Below are 14,358 nucleotides of genomic sequence, written 5' to 3'. Positions count from 1 at the left end.
TATAATTTCAAAAAATAGACAAGGCTGTCAGCGTCGTTGTTTGCGCTCGCTCAGCCAAGCCTTTACTGTCAGTCAAAGCCTACAAATGGAATCGTTGCATGCCGTCCTATAACTCGGTCATCGCGCTGGTGCGCGGTGTTGAAGTATTGAAAGCGGTCAACCAGCTGGGCGAGGCATCGGTGGGCGCCATTCACGGCGCCACCGGCATCAACAAGCCCACGGTGGTGCGCATGCTGGAAACCCTGATCGCGGAAGGCTATATCGCCAAGGATGCGGACGGCCTGTACGTGACCACGGGCAAAACGCTGCTGCTGTCTCAAGGCTATGACCTGCACCGCCGCGTAGCCGCGCTGGCCGAGCCGCTGCTGACCGAAGCCCAGTCCAAGCTGGGATGGCCCCTGGACATCGGGCTTCGCGATCAGGACGCCATGCTGGTCGTTCAGGGCAGCCGTCATCGCGCCCCCATGTTTTTCGCGCGCAAGCCGGGTTTTCGCGCCCCCATGCTGCAGACGTCGCTGGGCCGGGCATACCTGGCGCACTGCGACGAAGCGGAAAAGAACGACATCTTGCAGCGCCTCGGCGAAGTGTCCAGCCTGGGATATGAGCCCGACATGAACCACCAGGACATCGCCGCCCTGCTTGCCGACGTCCGGTCCAAGGGCTTTGCAGTGATGGACGACGCGTACAGCCAGCGCGAATGCGGCGGCAACTTCTGGGCCATGGCCGTGCCGGTGCTCAACGGCAGCAAAGTGCTGGGCGCGGTGAACCTGATGATGGTTCGCCACGCGGTGGACCTCTCCACCGCGGCGGACAAGTACCTGGACGAGCTGAGGTCGATTTCGACGGCCCTGAAGCCCATACTGCTGGAAGCCCGGGTGCGCACCAGCATCGAATGAACAAGACACGGCATCCTCCACCTCGCCCCTCTACCGCATCAGTCCCGGCAGGAACAGGGACACTGCCGGCACCATCACGATGACGGCCAGGCGTATGAAGTCCATGGTCAGGAAAGGCATGACGCCCCTGAAGATCGTGCCGGTGGAAACGTCGGGCTGAACACCTTTCAACACGAAGATGTTCAGGCCCACCGGGGGCGTTATCAGGCCGATCTCCGTCACCAGCACCACCACGACGGCGAACCAGACAGGGTCGAAGCCCAGCGCCGTGACCAGCGGAAAGAAAGTCGGCACGGTCAGCAGGATCATGGAGATGCTTTCCAGCAGACAGCCCAGCGCCAGATAGCAGACTATGATGAACAGGATGACCATCCAGGGGCTCAGGCCAGCATCCTGCACCCATGCCGTCAGCTCCATGGTGACGCCTGTCAGGTTGATGACGTTGGAGAAGATCATGGCGCCGATGACCACCACGAACAGCATGGCCGTCGTCTGGGCGCTTTCCCGCAGAATGTCGTACAGTGTTCTCCAGCTTAGCCTGCGGCTGGACAAGGCCAGCACGAAAGCGCCCGTCGCGCCTATGCCCGCAGCCTCCACCGTGGTGAACACGCCGCCGTAGATGCCGCCTATCACCAGCAGGAAGATGGCGACGATGCCCCATACCTGCTTCAGGGCCTGCAGGCGACCCCGCCACGGCGTGCGCTCGCCGCGCGGGCCGTAATCCGGCCTGATCTTCACGGTCAGATAGACCGCCGCCATGTAGCCCAGCACCCCCAGCAGTCCCGGCAACACGCCGGCGATGAAGATTTCGCCGATATTGGTTTCGGTGATCAGGCCGAATATCACCATGATGACGCTGGGAGGAATCATGATGCCCAGCGTGCCGCCGCCTGCAATAGAGCCCATGGCCAGGGAGTCGGCATAGCCGTACTTGCGCATCGAAGGCATGGCCACCTTTGCCATGGTGGCGGCGGTGGCGAAGCTGGACCCGCAGATGGCGCTGAACCCGCCGCAGGCGACCACCGTCGCCATGGCCAGGCCTCCGCGGTGGTGCCCCAGGAAGGCGTACGACGCCGAGTAGAGGCCGTCGGCATAGCCCGATTTGGCGATGAAATTGCCCATGAGAATGAACAGGGGCAATATGACGAGCTCGTAGCTGAGGCCGGTGTCGTAGGTTACCTGCCCCACCATGGCCATGGCCTGCGGCCAGCCCACCATCAGGCCGAAGCCGGCGAAGCCCACCGCGATCATGCCCAGGCCGACCGGCACGCGCAGCATGATCAGGCCCAGCAGCACTGCAAATGCGATGAGCGCTTCAATCATGGGTGGCGTCCTTTATCAGTTTTTGCACCACCATCAGGCCGCTCATGAGACAGCACAAGGCCATGTAGAAAATCGCTCCGTACAATTCTATGCCCAGGTCCTCGGTGACCAGGCCGCTGGCCTGCGCCTTGATGCCCTGCAGGATGACGGCATAGCCCACCAGGACGAAAATGCCGATGACCAGCAAGTCCACGCAGATGCGGTTCACCTTTTTCCCCCGGGGCGAAAGGCGCGTGTAGACGAAGTCGATTTCGACATGCTCGCTTTTCCATGTCACCCAGGGCAAGGCCGAGAAAATAATCAGCGCCAGCGCAAGCTGGGTCAGCTCGTAGGTACCCAGCAGGGGATGGTTGAAGAAGTAGCGGCCCACCACGTCGGCAAACGTCGCCAGCATCAGCAGGAAGAGCACGGCGCCGGCGATGAAGGCCAGCGCTCGGATGGCGCCGGACGTCAGGACGTGCGGCAAGCCGGTTTCTGTTCGATTGTTCATGATTTGCCGCACGGCGCATTGCGCGCCCGGAACGGGCGCGCGCCGCGGCTCCGTTGTCTACTTGCCTTCCACCGCGGCAATATTGGCGCGCATGGATTCCAGAATGGCCTTGCCGTCGGCGCCCCGCTCGTCCTGGGCGACTTTGATCCAGCTGTCCACCACCGGCTGAGTGGCGGCGAATATCTGCTCTCGCAGAGCGGCGTCGGCCGTCTTCACTTTGGCGCCCGCCTCTTCCAGTGACTTCAGGCCGTCGCTGTCGCGGGTATCCCAGATCTCGCCCATGATGCGGGCGATATTCTCGCCGGAGGCCTTGACCAGCGCCTGCTGGTTCTCCGCGCTCAGCGCGGCAAAGCGCTGTTCGTTCATGACCACGAATATGGTCGCCGCGGTGAGGCCGCCCGGCACCACCAGCGCATTCTCGATCAGCTTGTCGAACTTCAGGCTTTTGACGGTTTCAAGCGGGTTGATGACGGCATCGGCCACACCGCCCGAAAGCAGTTCATAGGATTTGCCCACCGGCTGCAGCAAGGGCGTCATGCCCAGCAGGCGCTCGACCTCGGTCATGGTTCCGCCGGCCGACCGCGCCTTCAAGCCCTGGAAGTCCTGCACCGAATTGATTTCGCCGCCTGTCGAGAAGAAGTGCATGGGCGAAGTGGTGAACACGGCCAGGGGCTTCACACCGTCGAACTCCTTCTGCATGGCGGCGCTGGCCTCGAAGGTGCGCCACAACCCCACGCTGAGGCCCGTGCCGGTGTCGGCCATATTGGGCAGGCCGCCCACTTCGATCAGCTTGAAGCGGCCCGGCGTGTAGCCCGGTATGCCCATGGTGACGTCGGCAATGCCGTCGCGGGCCATGTCGAAATGCGCTTCGGGCTTGCCGAGAGATGTGGCCAGGATGCGCAGCTTTACCTCGCCCTTGGTGGCCTCTTCGACCTGCTTGGCCCATTTGGTGAGGCCCACGGACACCAAGGGATGGCTGCTGGGCAGGTAGGTCGACACGGTGAGGACGGTTTCCGCACAGGCCGCCCCGACGCCTGTCAAAGCCCATGCCGCGCATGACGCCAACAATAATTTTCTGAACATTCTATGACCCCTTATGGCTCGTTTCATTAGTTGAAATATCATTTCATTTTCAAAAAATTATAAACAGCCAGCCTGATCCGTACACTAGGGATGAACCCTTATCGAGCCATGCGGGCGATGCTTCAGCCGGTCATGTTCTCGCGTATGCGGTTCAAGAGGTAATGCAGGGTTTCCTGCTCGTCCATGCTCAGCCCGCGCACGGCGCGCACGTAGATTTCCCAGGCCAGGGGCAGCACGTGGCGGAACTGGGCCTTGCCGGCGGGCAGGATCTTGATGGCGACCATGCGGTTGTCTTCGGGGTTGGGCAGGCGCGCCACGTAGCCGGCCTTCTCCATCACGGTCAGGGCGCGCGACAGGGTGGCCTGGTCGACGCCGGTAAAGCGGCCCAGGGCGCTGACGCCCAGGCCGTCTGTTTCCGTCAGAAAAGCCAGCACCCTCCAGTGCAGAAGGGTCATGCCCTCGCTGCGCAGCACCTGCTGGAAGTCGGCGTTGAGCGCCGCCGTGGCCTGGTTCAGCACATAGGGCATGAAGGTGTCATGGCCCAGGTAGGGCGGCGCGCCGTCGGCTTCCGGCTCGCGCCTGCTTAGGGGTTTGATCTTGGCCGCGTCCATGTCCTGCCTTGTATCCTTTGTTCGTTCGTATCTTGCTTTCTAATGCGGATGCTACCTTACCCCGAGTGGTCGACCTTGCGCTGGACGAAGCCGATGAGGCTGTTCAGCGCCAGGCCCAGCGCACAGATCCATACCAGGGGCACGAACATGTCCAGGGTGCGGTAGGCGCGCGCGGCGACCGTCAGCATATGGCCCAGGCCGTCGGTCGAGGCGATCATCTCGGCCAGGAACACGACGACGCAGGCGATGACGCCGGCCACCCGCACGCCCGCCAGCACGGTGGGCACGATGGCGGGCAGGGTCACTTTCCACAGGCAGGCGGCCCGGCTGGTGCCTGCGGCGCGCGCCGACCAGATCAGTTTCTGGTCCACGCTGCGCGCGGCGGCCCAGGTGGCCATCAGCACGGGAAACAGGGCATCGGCCACGATCAGGGCGATCTTGGAAGTGTTCTCGAAGCCCAGTATCAGGATGAAAGCGGGATACAGCGCGATCTTGGGTATGGGCGCCAGCAGGCGCACCAGGGCGTCGAGCACCGCGGCGCTAAGCCGCGAGAGCTGCGCCGCCAGGCCCAGTACCAGGCCCAGCACGATGGCGACCGCCAGGCCCACGACCAGGCGGTACAAGGTGATGCCGAAGTGCTGCCAGAACTCGGCCGCCGAAGCCTGTTCGACCAGGCGCGCAACGATGGCCGTGGGGGCCGGCAGCAATTGGGGCTCGACCCAGCCCAGGCGGCAGACCAGCTCCCAGATCAGCAGCGCGGCAAGAGGCGAGAGCAAACGCTTGAAGACGGACAGGCGGCGCCACTGCACCATGGCGCGAGGCCCGGCCGGCATGATGCTGCGCGCGAGGGAGGATTGCCTGTTCATGAATGCCCTTGCTTCTTTGCGGCGGGCCAGCCACGCATTAAAGATGCTTGGGTGTCGACGCGGCCGTCTCTATTTCGCATGCAGGGCCTGGATCGACGTCCCCTGGCGTTCAATATTTTGCGCATTTCGTTCATAACATAATCTTCAGCGACCAATCAGGTTCATGCGGCGATTCTTCAATGTCACCGGCGTCAATGCAGCGAAGAGCCGCTGCCGGAGGATTCAGCCCAGTGCGTCAGGTAGCGCCGCACGCGTTCGAACAGCCAGTCCAGCACAAAGCCCAGTACCGCCAGGATGAGGATGACCGCATAGACGGTGGCGTACTGCGCCATGTCCATGGAGGTGAAGAGCAGGTTGCCCACGCCCTCTTGGCGCGCGATCATTTCGGATGACACCATGACGATCAGCGCCATGACGACGCCCACCCGGCAGCCGATGAGAATCTCGGGCAGCGCGGCGGGCAGCACGATGCGGAACAGGCGCTTGACGGGGCCCATGCCCATGGCCTGGGCCGTCCAGACCAGTTTTTTCTCGATGCGACAGGCGCCCTGGTAGCTATGGAACAGCACGGGCAGGCTGACGCCCATGGCGATGACCAGTATCTTGGAGAAACTGCCTAGGCCGAACCACAGCATCAATATAGGCATGAGCGCGGCCTTGGGCATGGGATAGGCCAGCGACACCAGGGGATAGAAAATATCGTACACAGCCTGGCTGCGGCCCATGGCCAGGCCGAGCGGAATGGCGAACAGCAGCGCCCAGGCGTAGCCGGCGAACATGCGCCCCACCGATTGGGCGATGGCCCAGACGGCGTTGGGGTCGAACACGATGGTGGGCAGTTCTTTCAGGGCGGCGATGGGGCCCGGAAACGAGCTGAAGTCCATCACGCTGGACAGCGCCGCCCACAGCACGCCCACCAGCAGCACCGCCGCCAGCAAGGCCAGCGCGGGGCTGTGATACCAGCGCAAGGACCGCGAAGCCTGGCTCATGCCGCGGCCTCCGCCACCAGCAGGCTTTCGAGGTGGATCACGTATTCTTGATACCGTGGGTTGCGCAGCAGTTCGGAACGCACGCGGGGGCGCGGCAGGTCGATGTCGACGATCTCGCGCACCGTGCCCGGGGTGCCGCTGAGCACCACGACGCGGTCCGAGAGGTAAACGGCCTCCTCGACGCCATGGGTGACGAACAGCACGGTGTTCTTCAACTGCTCCCACAGTCCCAGCAGGCCCGTCTGCAGCTTGAGCCGGGTGTGGGCGTCCAAGGCGCCGAAGGGCTCGTCCATGAGCAGGATGGCCGGCTCGTAGGCCAGGGTGCGGGCGATGGCGGCGCGTTGGCGCATGCCGCCCGAGAGCTCGCGCGGATAGAAGTGGGCGTAGTCCTTGAGCTTGACCTTGTCGAGCCACAGCATGGCCTTCTCTTCGGCCTGCGCCTTGGGCACGCCCTGCTCGCGCAGGCCGTAGGCCACATTGCTGAGCACGCTTTTCCAGGGGAATAAGGCGTACTCCTGGAACACCGGCCCCCGGTCGGGGCCCGGTGCGTCGACGACCCGGCCGTCGACCTTGACGCTGCCCGTCGTGGCCTGCTCGAAGCCGCCCACGATGTACAGCAGCGTGCTCTTGCCGCACCCGCTGGGCCCCAGGATGGACAGGAACTGGCCGTCGGGCACCTGCAGCGAGATGTCCCGGATGGCCGTATGTTCGGCGCCCCGGGCGGTTTGAAACGTCTTTCCCAGTTGCTCGATAGTGATCATTGGGTTGCCTGCATTACTTGATGGGCGCCATGATGTCTTCCCGCACGAACTTCGATACGTCCACAGGCTTGGCCAGGAAGCCGCCTTTATACTGCAGGTCGATGGTCTCCTGGATCGACTGCAGATTGGGCTTCATGTCCGGCGCGTGGGCGAAGTCCTTCTCGGTGAACAGGTATTTGTCCAGCAGCTCCTTGGGCGCGCGCGTGACCTCGGAGGCCACGTCCACCGCCAGGCTGCGGTCTTCGAGCAGCTTGCTCATGGCCAGTTGCAGGTCTCTGACATAGTCCTTGACCACCTCGGGGTTCTTGTCGGCGTAGGCCTTGCTGCAGCCCTCGAAGATCTGCACCGTGGGCGACTGCACTTCGGACAGCGCGAACAGCTTGCGGATGTCGCCTTTTTCTTCGGCCAGCAGCGCAAAGGGCTGCACCAGCGGGCCGGCGTCGACGCGGCCCGAACGGATGGCGTCGGCCGAGGCGGGGAAGCCTGTTTCAACGATCTTGACGTCCTTCTCGGGGTCGATGCCGTGCTGCTTCAGCCACAGCACCATCTGGAAGTAAACGCCCGAGCCGTAGGCGTTGGTGCCGATGACCTTGCCCTTGAGGTCTTCGGCGCTTTTGATGGGGCCGTCCTTCTTCACCGCCCAGTAGGGCGAGAAATAGCCTTTCTCTTCATGAACGTGCTGGGCGACGATGTAGCTTTCGAGGCCGCTTTCGATATAGCCCTGCGCCATGGAAAGCGGCGCCATGGTCGAGCAGTCGAGCACGCCCGCGCGCATCGCCTGCACCATCGGCGACGTGCCCTGGAACTGCGACCACTCGATCTTGTACTTCTTGCCCAGGTCGGGGAAGAGCTCGGGACGCTTCATCATGAGGTACTTGGCCTCTTCGGCCGGAATCGTCCAGCCCACGCGGATCGTGGGAACATCCTGCGCCAGGGCCGGGGCCATGACCGCCGCCGCGCCCACCGATATCAACAACGCCTGCATGATCTTGTTCATTGTCTAGTTTCCTTTCTCGTCGTTGGAAGTAGCGCTTTTGTCGAGGCCGAAATGCCTGAGCATGCCCAGGGTTCGGGCCAGCACATCGCGCCGGTACGCTTCAAGGTCCAGCCCCTCGTACGAATGGAATCCGCTTGCCGACCGCAAGCCCACTTTGCCTTCATCCATGTATCGGCGAACGATGTCCGGCATGGCATAGCGGTTTGCGTCGAGGTTTTTGGCAAGATAGTTGTTGGCGTGATAAAGGATGTCGTTGCCGCCGTAATCGATGAACTCCAGCACTCCGATGGCGGCAAAGCGGAAGCCCAGGCCGTGGCGCGTGGCCAGGTCGAGCTGCTCGGGCGTGGCCACGCCCTCTTCGACCATGCGCGCGGCTTCGTTCATGACCAGAGTCTGCAGGCGCGGCACGATGTAGCCCGGGCTGCACGCGCAGCGCACCGGCACCTTGCCGATGCTTTCCAGGCTCTGCACCAGGCGGTCCACCGCTGCCGGGTCGCTGCCCTCGTGCGGGCTGACCTCGACCAGGGGAATGATGTAGGCCGGATTGAGCCAGTGCGCGTTCATGAAGCGCTGCGGGCTGCTGACCAAGGGCGCCAGGTCGGAGGCCAGCATGGTGGAGGTGGTGGAGGCGATCAGCGCCTGCGGGTTGGCCAGTTCGCCCAAGCGTGTCAGCGCATCGCGCTTGGCCTCGGGCGTTTCGGGCACGCCTTCGAAGACGATGTCGGCCCCGGCCAGCACGGCGGGAGCTTCGTCCAGCGCATGCAGCGATATGTTTTGAAGATGGCCTTCTACTTCGCCGGCGGGGAACAAACCCAGATCGGCCAGTTGATCCAGGGTCAGGCGCAACTCATGGAAGACGCTTTGCCGCAGCGCTTCAAAGGCCTGCGGCTCGCGCTGCTTGAAATCGACGATGGCCACCCTGTGGCCGCGCATGGCGTAGGCCATCGCAATGCCGCGGCCCATGCGGCCCGCGCCCAGGGCGACGATGGCGGGCGTGGTCATGCCGATTGGCCCTGCAAAAGCATCTGGCGCATTTCTTCGACCGAGAGCTTGTCCAGGCCCAGCGCGCCCAGGGTGCGTTCGCCCCGGCGCAGGTCTTTGCCCAGGATGCCGCCCGCAATGGCCAGCAGGCCCTTGGCCACGGGTGCGTCGCAGCCCGCCCAGTCGGCCACCGAGGCCAGCAGCGCCAGGCCCATGACGGTGTCCTCGACCATGTAGCGGTGTGTGTAGAGGTCGATGTGCTCACGCCAGTCTCCACTGTCGACCAGCTTCTTGTGCGAGTCGCCGTACATCCATTGGTCGTTTTCGTAGTGGTCGGAGAGCGGGAAGTGCGGCGCCTGGTAGCCGATGGCCTCGCGGATGGCGATGCGCTCGTTGTCCAGCTTGGTGGTGACCGCGCGCACCGCGGGCTGCGTGCCCTCGTTGTGGATGTCCCACTCGGGAAAATGCTGCAGCGGCGCGGCATTCATCATGATGAGCGGCGGGTGGATGATGGGCCCGGCGTTCATCAGCGCGCCGGACAGCGCATCTTCGCAGGGCTCGATGCAGGGAAAGGCTTCAGCGATGACCTGCATGGCGTGGTCGGCGCGGCGGGCCGGATACACGCCCGTCGGCAGGCGCGTGGCGCGCATGGTGATGGCCACCGTGTTGGAGCCGTGCTTGCGCGCGAGCCAGGGCAAGGTGCCGGTTTCGGCCCAGGCGACGTCCGCCGTGCAGCCCAGCCGGCGCACGGCTTCGCTCATGATGTAGCTGCCGAAGGTGCCCGGCGGCAGGAACACCACCTGGCCGTCCTGCAGATGGGGGGCCAGCGCGCGGGCAATGTCCATCTGGGCCGTAGCCGGAGAAGGGATCAAGATAAGCTGCGCGCCCTTGACCGCTTCGCCGATGTCGGTGGTGACCTGGTCGATGATGACCGCACTTTCGCCGTGATCGTCCTTCAGGTAGATGGTCGACGAATCGAGCACCGGCTTCAGGGCCGCCGCGTCGCGCCGCCATAGGCGTATGCTGTGGCCCTGCTCGCTCAAGTCGGCCGCCGCCGCATAACAACCGTGGCCGCCCCCCAATACTGCAATCTCCATGCCCTGCCTCCGTTGAAAGGCCTATGAATCGGCCCTGCAACGACGCGTCGATAAAACCCAAACAACCGCTCGATGCGTCGTTGTATTTATCTATGCACTTGCATATACCTACATACACTATAGGAAACAGGGGGCGGCTTGCAATGGGGAACTGTGTGGGGATTTCCCTTATATCAGCGCGCCTTGCGCGGAGGCTTCTTTGCTGCACCGCGCGATGGCGTTTTGCTTGACGCCTTGGCAGGACTCTTAGCCGAGGGCTTGGCTCCGGGCAGGGTCGTGTCGGCGGTCAACTGCTCCATCCACGACAGCGTGTCGACGTAGAAAAGGAAATGCTGCAGGTAGCCGGGCGAGCGCTCCTGCATGAGCAGCAGCGAGCGGTGGATGAGATGGCTGGAGTTCAGCGGGCCGGCATTCTCGGGCACCTGCCGCTGCGACTGCTGTAGCCGAAGGCCGGTGCTCAGCCGCGACCAGGTCTTCTGGAAGTAGTCGACCTCGGGCAGCTCTCCGGTCAGCGCACTGCCCGGCGGCTTGCCCGCATACTTGTGCGGCGCCTGCTCGGCCAGGTAGGCCAGCAGGTCGGCCAGGGGACTGGCTGCCTTCGAGCTGGAGCCCTTGTCGCTAGCCATGCGGCTTTGCCTGCTCTTGCTGTGTTCGCAGGGCTTGGCCTTGCTTGCCTGGGAAGCTTTGCGATGTCTGCTGTACAGGCAGTTCAGTTATCGGCGGTTTTGCTGGAAGTGGCTCTGCCGCGACGCGATCATGCATCGATTCCGTCCCGGCCGGCGGCTGCTCACCGGGCGAAGCCTGGGCGGTCAGCGAAGGCCGGGGAACAGGCGAGATCTCGACGCGCCGATTGCGGGCGCGGCCGGCCTCGTCGGCATTCGAACTGATGGGCTGCTCGGAGCCGAAAGCGGCGGCAAACACCTTCGAGGGGGGAATGCCCGCGTCGATGAGGGCGCGCGTCACCGTCAGCGCGCGCTGGGCGGAGAGCTCCCAGTTGTCGGCAAAGCGGCGATTGTCGCCATGGATGGCCTGGTCGTCGGTGAAGCCGCTGACCATCAAGGCCTGGTCGTTGGCATGCAGATAGTCCGACAGCGGATCGACCAGCGACTGCAGCACCTCGCGCCCTTCGTCCTGCAGCTGGGCGGAATTCAACGCAAACAGCACGCTGCCGCTGATGCCGATGCGGCCGTCCACCAACGTGACTCGCCCTTCCGCCAGCGGCCGGGCCAGCGCCTGTTCCAGCGTCTGGCGGCGCTCGGTTTCTTCTTGGCGCTGCTGAATCTCTTCTTCAAGCCGGTTCGAAAGCTGCAGCTGCATCGCGATGACGCCCACCAACACCAGCACGAAGGCGCCCAGCAGCACCGACATCAGGTCGCCGAAAACGGGCCAGATCGGCACGTTCGGCTCTACGCTGGCGTCGACGTCGTCCCTCATGCCGTCGCCTTGGTGCTGCCGGGCCGCGACCCGGCCAGCTGCTGCAATTCTTCAATGATCTGCCGCTGCGACAGCATGCTCAGGTCGATCACCTCGCGGGCCTGCGCCACATAGTAGGCAAGCTGCTCGTCGCTGCGCGCAACGGACTTGTCCAGGGTTTCTTCGACGCGCTGCAGGTGCTCCACCAGCGAAGCGTTCGACTCGCTGAACTGCTGCACCGCCTGGCCAAAAACCTCGCCCAGGCCGGCGATTTCAATCGCGCTGTCGCCCACCTGCGTAGCCGCCTGCCCCAGCTTGCCGGCTTCGGCTTCGACCTTGTCCGCCACCTGCGTGCCGATGCGGTCGAGCAGATCGGATGAACTGGAAAGCAAAGCATCCACCGCCGTGCGCTGCTCATTGGAGGCATGGTTGACCGCGTCCAGCAGCGTGGACAGGGTTTCCAGCATGCGGCCGCGCTCTTCCAGCATGGCGTTGTCGCGAGCCATGCTGTCCGACAGCTTGTCGCGCACCTCGGCCACTACTTCGGCCGCCACCCTGGGCGCTTCCGAAGCCGCCTGCACCAGCCGCTCGATTTCCACGATAGTGCTCGCCGAGTGCTCGCGCGACTGCTTGGCGATGTCGTCCGCCGTGCGGGCCAGCGTGTCGCAGATCTCCTTCTGGCGCACCGCCGTGGCGTCGGAGGTTTTTTGCCACGCCTCGCGCAGCGTGTCGGTGAGTGTGCCGAAAGCATCCGACCATGCGGCCAGTCGTTCGCTGTCTTGCGAGGCCAGTGCCGTTTTCAGCTCGGTGTTCGAGTCGCCCATCGTGCTCAACAGTGACGAAGCCTGCTGCTCCAGCGCAGCGACGGCCGACGCGAGTGCCTGCTGGTTGTCCTGCGCCAGTTTCTCGCCTGTACTTTGCTGGCGCGAGAGGGCTGCATTCCAGCCCTCGGTCACGCCGGCGGCCACCTCGCCCAGACGGGCCGAGACGGCATCGACCATGGAGGCGGAGCGTTGCTCGAAGTTCTGCGTAAAGGCCTCGAGCGAGCTGCGCAGTTCGCTGATGAACGATTCGCGCGCGCCCTGTTGTCCCTTGATGAAGGACTCGCTGGCTTCTTGCTGGGTTCGAAAAAGAGAATCGTTGGCCTGCTGTTGAGTCTTGATGAATGACTCGTTTTCGCTCCGCTGAGCCTGAACAAGCGCTTCGCCCGCCTGCTGCTGCTCTTTGATAAGCGATTGCGCCGCTTGCCGCTGTCCTTGCACCAAGGACTCGCCCGCGGCACGGTGTTCGTTCACGAGGGATTCGCCGGCCAGCTTGTGCTCTTTGATCAGGGTTTCGCCGACAAGCCGCTGCTCATTGATCAGCGACTCTCCCGCCAGCCTCTGCTCCTTCACAAGAGACTCTCCGGCAAGCCGGTGCTCTTGAATCAGCGCCGTGCCCGCCTCTTGCTGCGTCTTCAACATGGCTTCGTTGGCGCGCTGCGTCTCTTGAATCAGCGACTCACTGATGCGGCGCTGCTCGTTTACAAGCGACTCGCTAACCTGCTTATGCTCGGCCAGCGCCTCGGTCCAAAGGCCCGCCACATTGGCCATGGCCTGTTCGTTCCGCGCGGCGGACTGCTCGAACTGGCTGCACAGCGCATCGAGCTGCTGCTGCACCGACCGCCGGATGCTTTCCTGCAAGGCCGCATTCTCGCGCGCCAGGTTCGCAAACGTCGATTCCACCGCCGGCTGAATCGCCAGGCCCGTCGCCCGCGCGCCTGCCGCCAGGCTGTTTTTCAAGGACTCTTCCACCGAAGAAGCCAGGCGCGCATACACCGCCTCGGTCGACGTCGCCAGGTTCGAATGCACCTGCTCCGCCGACGCCAGCAGCTTCGAGTACGCAAGCTCCGTCTTGGCGTGGAACGCCTCCTGGCCTTCGGCCAGGCGTTCGCTCAGCATTTGGCCCTGCCGCTCCAAGGCCGATTGGCTCGCCTCGTTCTTGGCCTGGAGTTCACTCTGGCTCGCCACCAGCTTCTCGGTCAGCACCTGGCTGTGCTGCTCCATCGCCGTCATCAATGCCTGCAGGCGATCGGCCACCACCGGCAGCGCCTGCGCCTGCTGCTGCATCAGCTTGAAACCTTCCTCGCGCTGATGCGCCTGTGAATAGACACGCAGCGTCGTCGCCGCGTGGGTGTCCAGCTTCCGCACCACCCGCGCCCGATCGCGCCGGCACAGGGCCGACAACAGACCCAGCATCGCCGACGTCGCCACACCCGCCACCGACGTGCCGAAGGCGAACCCCAGCCCCTTCACCGGCGCCGCCAGCGAAGCGCGGATCGCCTGCAGGTCCGTCGCGTTTTCAAGCGCCAACCCCGTGCCGCGCAGCGTCGCCACCATGCCCAGGAACGTACCCAGCATGCCGAGCAATACCAGCAGCCCCACCAGATAAGGCGTCAGCGAAGGCCCGGGCAGCCCGACCCGTTCGCCCTCCACCCGCAGCCGCACCGCATCGCGCAGGCTCACGTCCAGGTTCGAGGCCCATTCCGCAAGGCTCGCCGGCGCTTCCGACAACCCTGCCAGCGCCCGCTCCAGCGTGCCCGTGGCCTGCTGATAGCGATACAGCTCCAGCGCCCCCGCAATGTAGACCAGCGCAATGATCGCAGTGACCGACAGCGCCAGCGTATTCAGGCCCACATAGCCCACTCCCACCCAGCAAGCGACCGCCAGGCCCACTGCGAATACCAGGAAATATAAAACTCGGTTCATAAGGTCGTTTTTCTATTGGAAGTGATGCTTTTCAAGGCGCCTGCCAAAAGAGCATTACTTCTATCGAATATATAGGTTGGCTGAAAGTGTAGGTCGATTTTCAC

General features: G+C 63.9%; 13 protein-coding genes and 1 pseudogene. 1 reads left to right on the top strand and 13 read right to left on the bottom strand.

Going from position 1 to position 14,358, the window contains the following annotated elements; genetic code table 11:
* Window positions 1-98: 98 nt before the first annotated feature.
* A complete protein-coding gene (locus CSC67_RS05355; protein ID WP_118993485.1) occupies window positions 99-896 on the top strand; it encodes a helix-turn-helix domain-containing protein in 798 nt (265 codons plus the stop codon).
* 30 nt (window positions 897-926) lie between these two features.
* On the opposite strand, the gene CSC67_RS05350 is transcribed toward CSC67_RS05355, so the two are convergent.
* From CSC67_RS05350 to CSC67_RS05290, 13 genes and pseudogenes are all read right to left on the bottom strand, one after another.
* Entirely contained in the window at window positions 927-2,219 is a 1,293-nt protein-coding gene (locus tag CSC67_RS05350; RefSeq protein ID WP_118993484.1) for a TRAP transporter large permease, read from the bottom strand.
* A complete protein-coding gene (locus CSC67_RS05345; RefSeq protein WP_118993483.1) occupies window positions 2,212-2,709 on the bottom strand; it encodes a TRAP transporter small permease in 498 nt (165 codons plus the stop codon). Before CSC67_RS05345 ends, CSC67_RS05350 begins: the two co-directional genes overlap by 8 nt.
* Before the next feature lie 57 nt (window positions 2,710-2,766).
* Window positions 2,767-3,792, bottom strand: a complete 1,026-nt coding sequence (locus tag CSC67_RS05340) for a TRAP transporter substrate-binding protein (RefSeq protein WP_167752762.1) — start codon at window positions 3,790-3,792, stop codon at window positions 2,767-2,769.
* Window positions 3,793-3,914: 122 nt separating this feature from the next.
* Window positions 3,915-4,403 carry a MarR family winged helix-turn-helix transcriptional regulator gene (locus tag CSC67_RS05335; protein WP_118993481.1) on the bottom strand — a complete coding sequence of 163 codons (489 nt, stop codon included), beginning with the start codon at window positions 4,401-4,403 and terminating at the stop codon, window positions 3,915-3,917.
* Window positions 4,404-4,459: 56 nt separating this feature from the next.
* The gene (locus CSC67_RS05330; protein WP_245220130.1) at window positions 4,460-5,269 is read right to left on the bottom strand and encodes an ABC transporter permease; all 810 of its coding nucleotides are present in this window, start codon (window positions 5,267-5,269) and stop codon (window positions 4,460-4,462) included.
* A 191-nt stretch (window positions 5,270-5,460) separates the two neighbouring features.
* Complete coding sequence (locus tag CSC67_RS05325) at window positions 5,461-6,258, bottom strand: ABC transporter permease (RefSeq protein WP_118993480.1); 798 nt, start codon at window positions 6,256-6,258, stop codon at window positions 5,461-5,463.
* A complete protein-coding gene (locus CSC67_RS05320; RefSeq protein WP_118993479.1) occupies window positions 6,255-7,019 on the bottom strand; it encodes an ABC transporter ATP-binding protein in 765 nt (254 codons plus the stop codon). The genes CSC67_RS05325 and CSC67_RS05320 overlap by 4 nt, the downstream gene beginning before the upstream one ends.
* A gap of 13 nt (window positions 7,020-7,032) precedes the next feature.
* Complete coding sequence (locus CSC67_RS05315) at window positions 7,033-8,016, bottom strand: ABC transporter substrate-binding protein (protein ID WP_118993478.1); 984 nt, start codon at window positions 8,014-8,016, stop codon at window positions 7,033-7,035.
* 3 nt (window positions 8,017-8,019) lie between these two features.
* Window positions 8,020-9,018: a 3-hydroxybutyryl-CoA dehydrogenase gene (locus tag CSC67_RS05310; protein WP_118993477.1), complete on the bottom strand. Its 999-nt coding sequence runs from the start codon at window positions 9,016-9,018 to the stop codon at window positions 8,020-8,022.
* On the bottom strand, window positions 9,015-10,094 hold the full coding sequence (locus CSC67_RS05305) for an NAD/NADP-dependent octopine/nopaline dehydrogenase family protein (protein ID WP_118993476.1): 1,080 nt from the start codon (window positions 10,092-10,094) through the stop codon (window positions 9,015-9,017). The genes CSC67_RS05310 and CSC67_RS05305 overlap by 4 nt, the downstream gene beginning before the upstream one ends.
* Window positions 10,095-10,267: 173 nt before the next feature.
* Window positions 10,268-10,720: a DUF2894 domain-containing protein gene (locus CSC67_RS05300; RefSeq protein ID WP_425337628.1), complete on the bottom strand. Its 453-nt coding sequence runs from the start codon at window positions 10,718-10,720 to the stop codon at window positions 10,268-10,270.
* A 160-nt stretch (window positions 10,721-10,880) separates the two neighbouring features.
* Window positions 10,881-11,528, bottom strand: a pseudogene (locus tag CSC67_RS05295) (OmpA family protein); the annotation flags it as partial.
* Window positions 11,525-14,254 carry a DUF802 domain-containing protein gene (locus CSC67_RS05290; protein WP_118993474.1) on the bottom strand — a complete coding sequence of 910 codons (2,730 nt, stop codon included), beginning with the start codon at window positions 14,252-14,254 and terminating at the stop codon, window positions 11,525-11,527. The gene CSC67_RS05290 and the pseudogene CSC67_RS05295, both read right to left, overlap by 4 nt.
* Window positions 14,255-14,358 lie beyond the last annotated feature (104 nt).

The sequence above is a fragment of the Pusillimonas caeni genome, from assembly GCF_003545815.1.
In the GTDB taxonomy this organism is placed as follows: domain Bacteria; phylum Pseudomonadota; class Gammaproteobacteria; order Burkholderiales; family Burkholderiaceae_B; genus Pusillimonas; species Pusillimonas caeni.
The sequence above is the reverse complement of the archived record's forward strand: the minus strand, read 5'-3'. Positions and strand labels throughout refer to the sequence as shown.

Coding starts and splice junctions, on each gene's coding strand:
- CSC67_RS05350 (WP_118993484.1), bottom strand. CDS start 2,219: ATGATTGAAGCGCTCATCGCATTTGCAGTGCTGCTGGGCCTGATCATG.
- CSC67_RS05300 (WP_425337628.1), bottom strand. CDS start 10,720: ATGGCTAGCGACAAGGGCTCCAGCTCGAAGGCAGCCAGTCCCCTGGCC.
- CSC67_RS05340 (WP_167752762.1), bottom strand. CDS start 3,792: ATGTTCAGAAAATTATTGTTGGCGTCATGCGCGGCATGGGCTTTGACA.
- CSC67_RS05315 (WP_118993478.1), bottom strand. CDS start 8,016: ATGAACAAGATCATGCAGGCGTTGTTGATATCGGTGGGCGCGGCGGCG.
- CSC67_RS05290 (WP_118993474.1), bottom strand. CDS start 14,254: ATGAACCGAGTTTTATATTTCCTGGTATTCGCAGTGGGCCTGGCGGTC.
- CSC67_RS05355 (WP_118993485.1), top strand. CDS start 99: ATGCCGTCCTATAACTCGGTCATCGCGCTGGTGCGCGGTGTTGAAGTA.
- CSC67_RS05320 (WP_118993479.1), bottom strand. CDS start 7,019: ATGATCACTATCGAGCAACTGGGAAAGACGTTTCAAACCGCCCGGGGC.
- CSC67_RS05335 (WP_118993481.1), bottom strand. CDS start 4,403: ATGGACGCGGCCAAGATCAAACCCCTAAGCAGGCGCGAGCCGGAAGCC.
- CSC67_RS05305 (WP_118993476.1), bottom strand. CDS start 10,094: ATGGAGATTGCAGTATTGGGGGGCGGCCACGGTTGTTATGCGGCGGCG.
- CSC67_RS05325 (WP_118993480.1), bottom strand. CDS start 6,258: ATGAGCCAGGCTTCGCGGTCCTTGCGCTGGTATCACAGCCCCGCGCTG.
- CSC67_RS05310 (WP_118993477.1), bottom strand. CDS start 9,018: ATGACCACGCCCGCCATCGTCGCCCTGGGCGCGGGCCGCATGGGCCGC.
- CSC67_RS05345 (WP_118993483.1), bottom strand. CDS start 2,709: ATGAACAATCGAACAGAAACCGGCTTGCCGCACGTCCTGACGTCCGGC.
- CSC67_RS05330 (WP_245220130.1), bottom strand. CDS start 5,269: ATGAACAGGCAATCCTCCCTCGCGCGCAGCATCATGCCGGCCGGGCCT.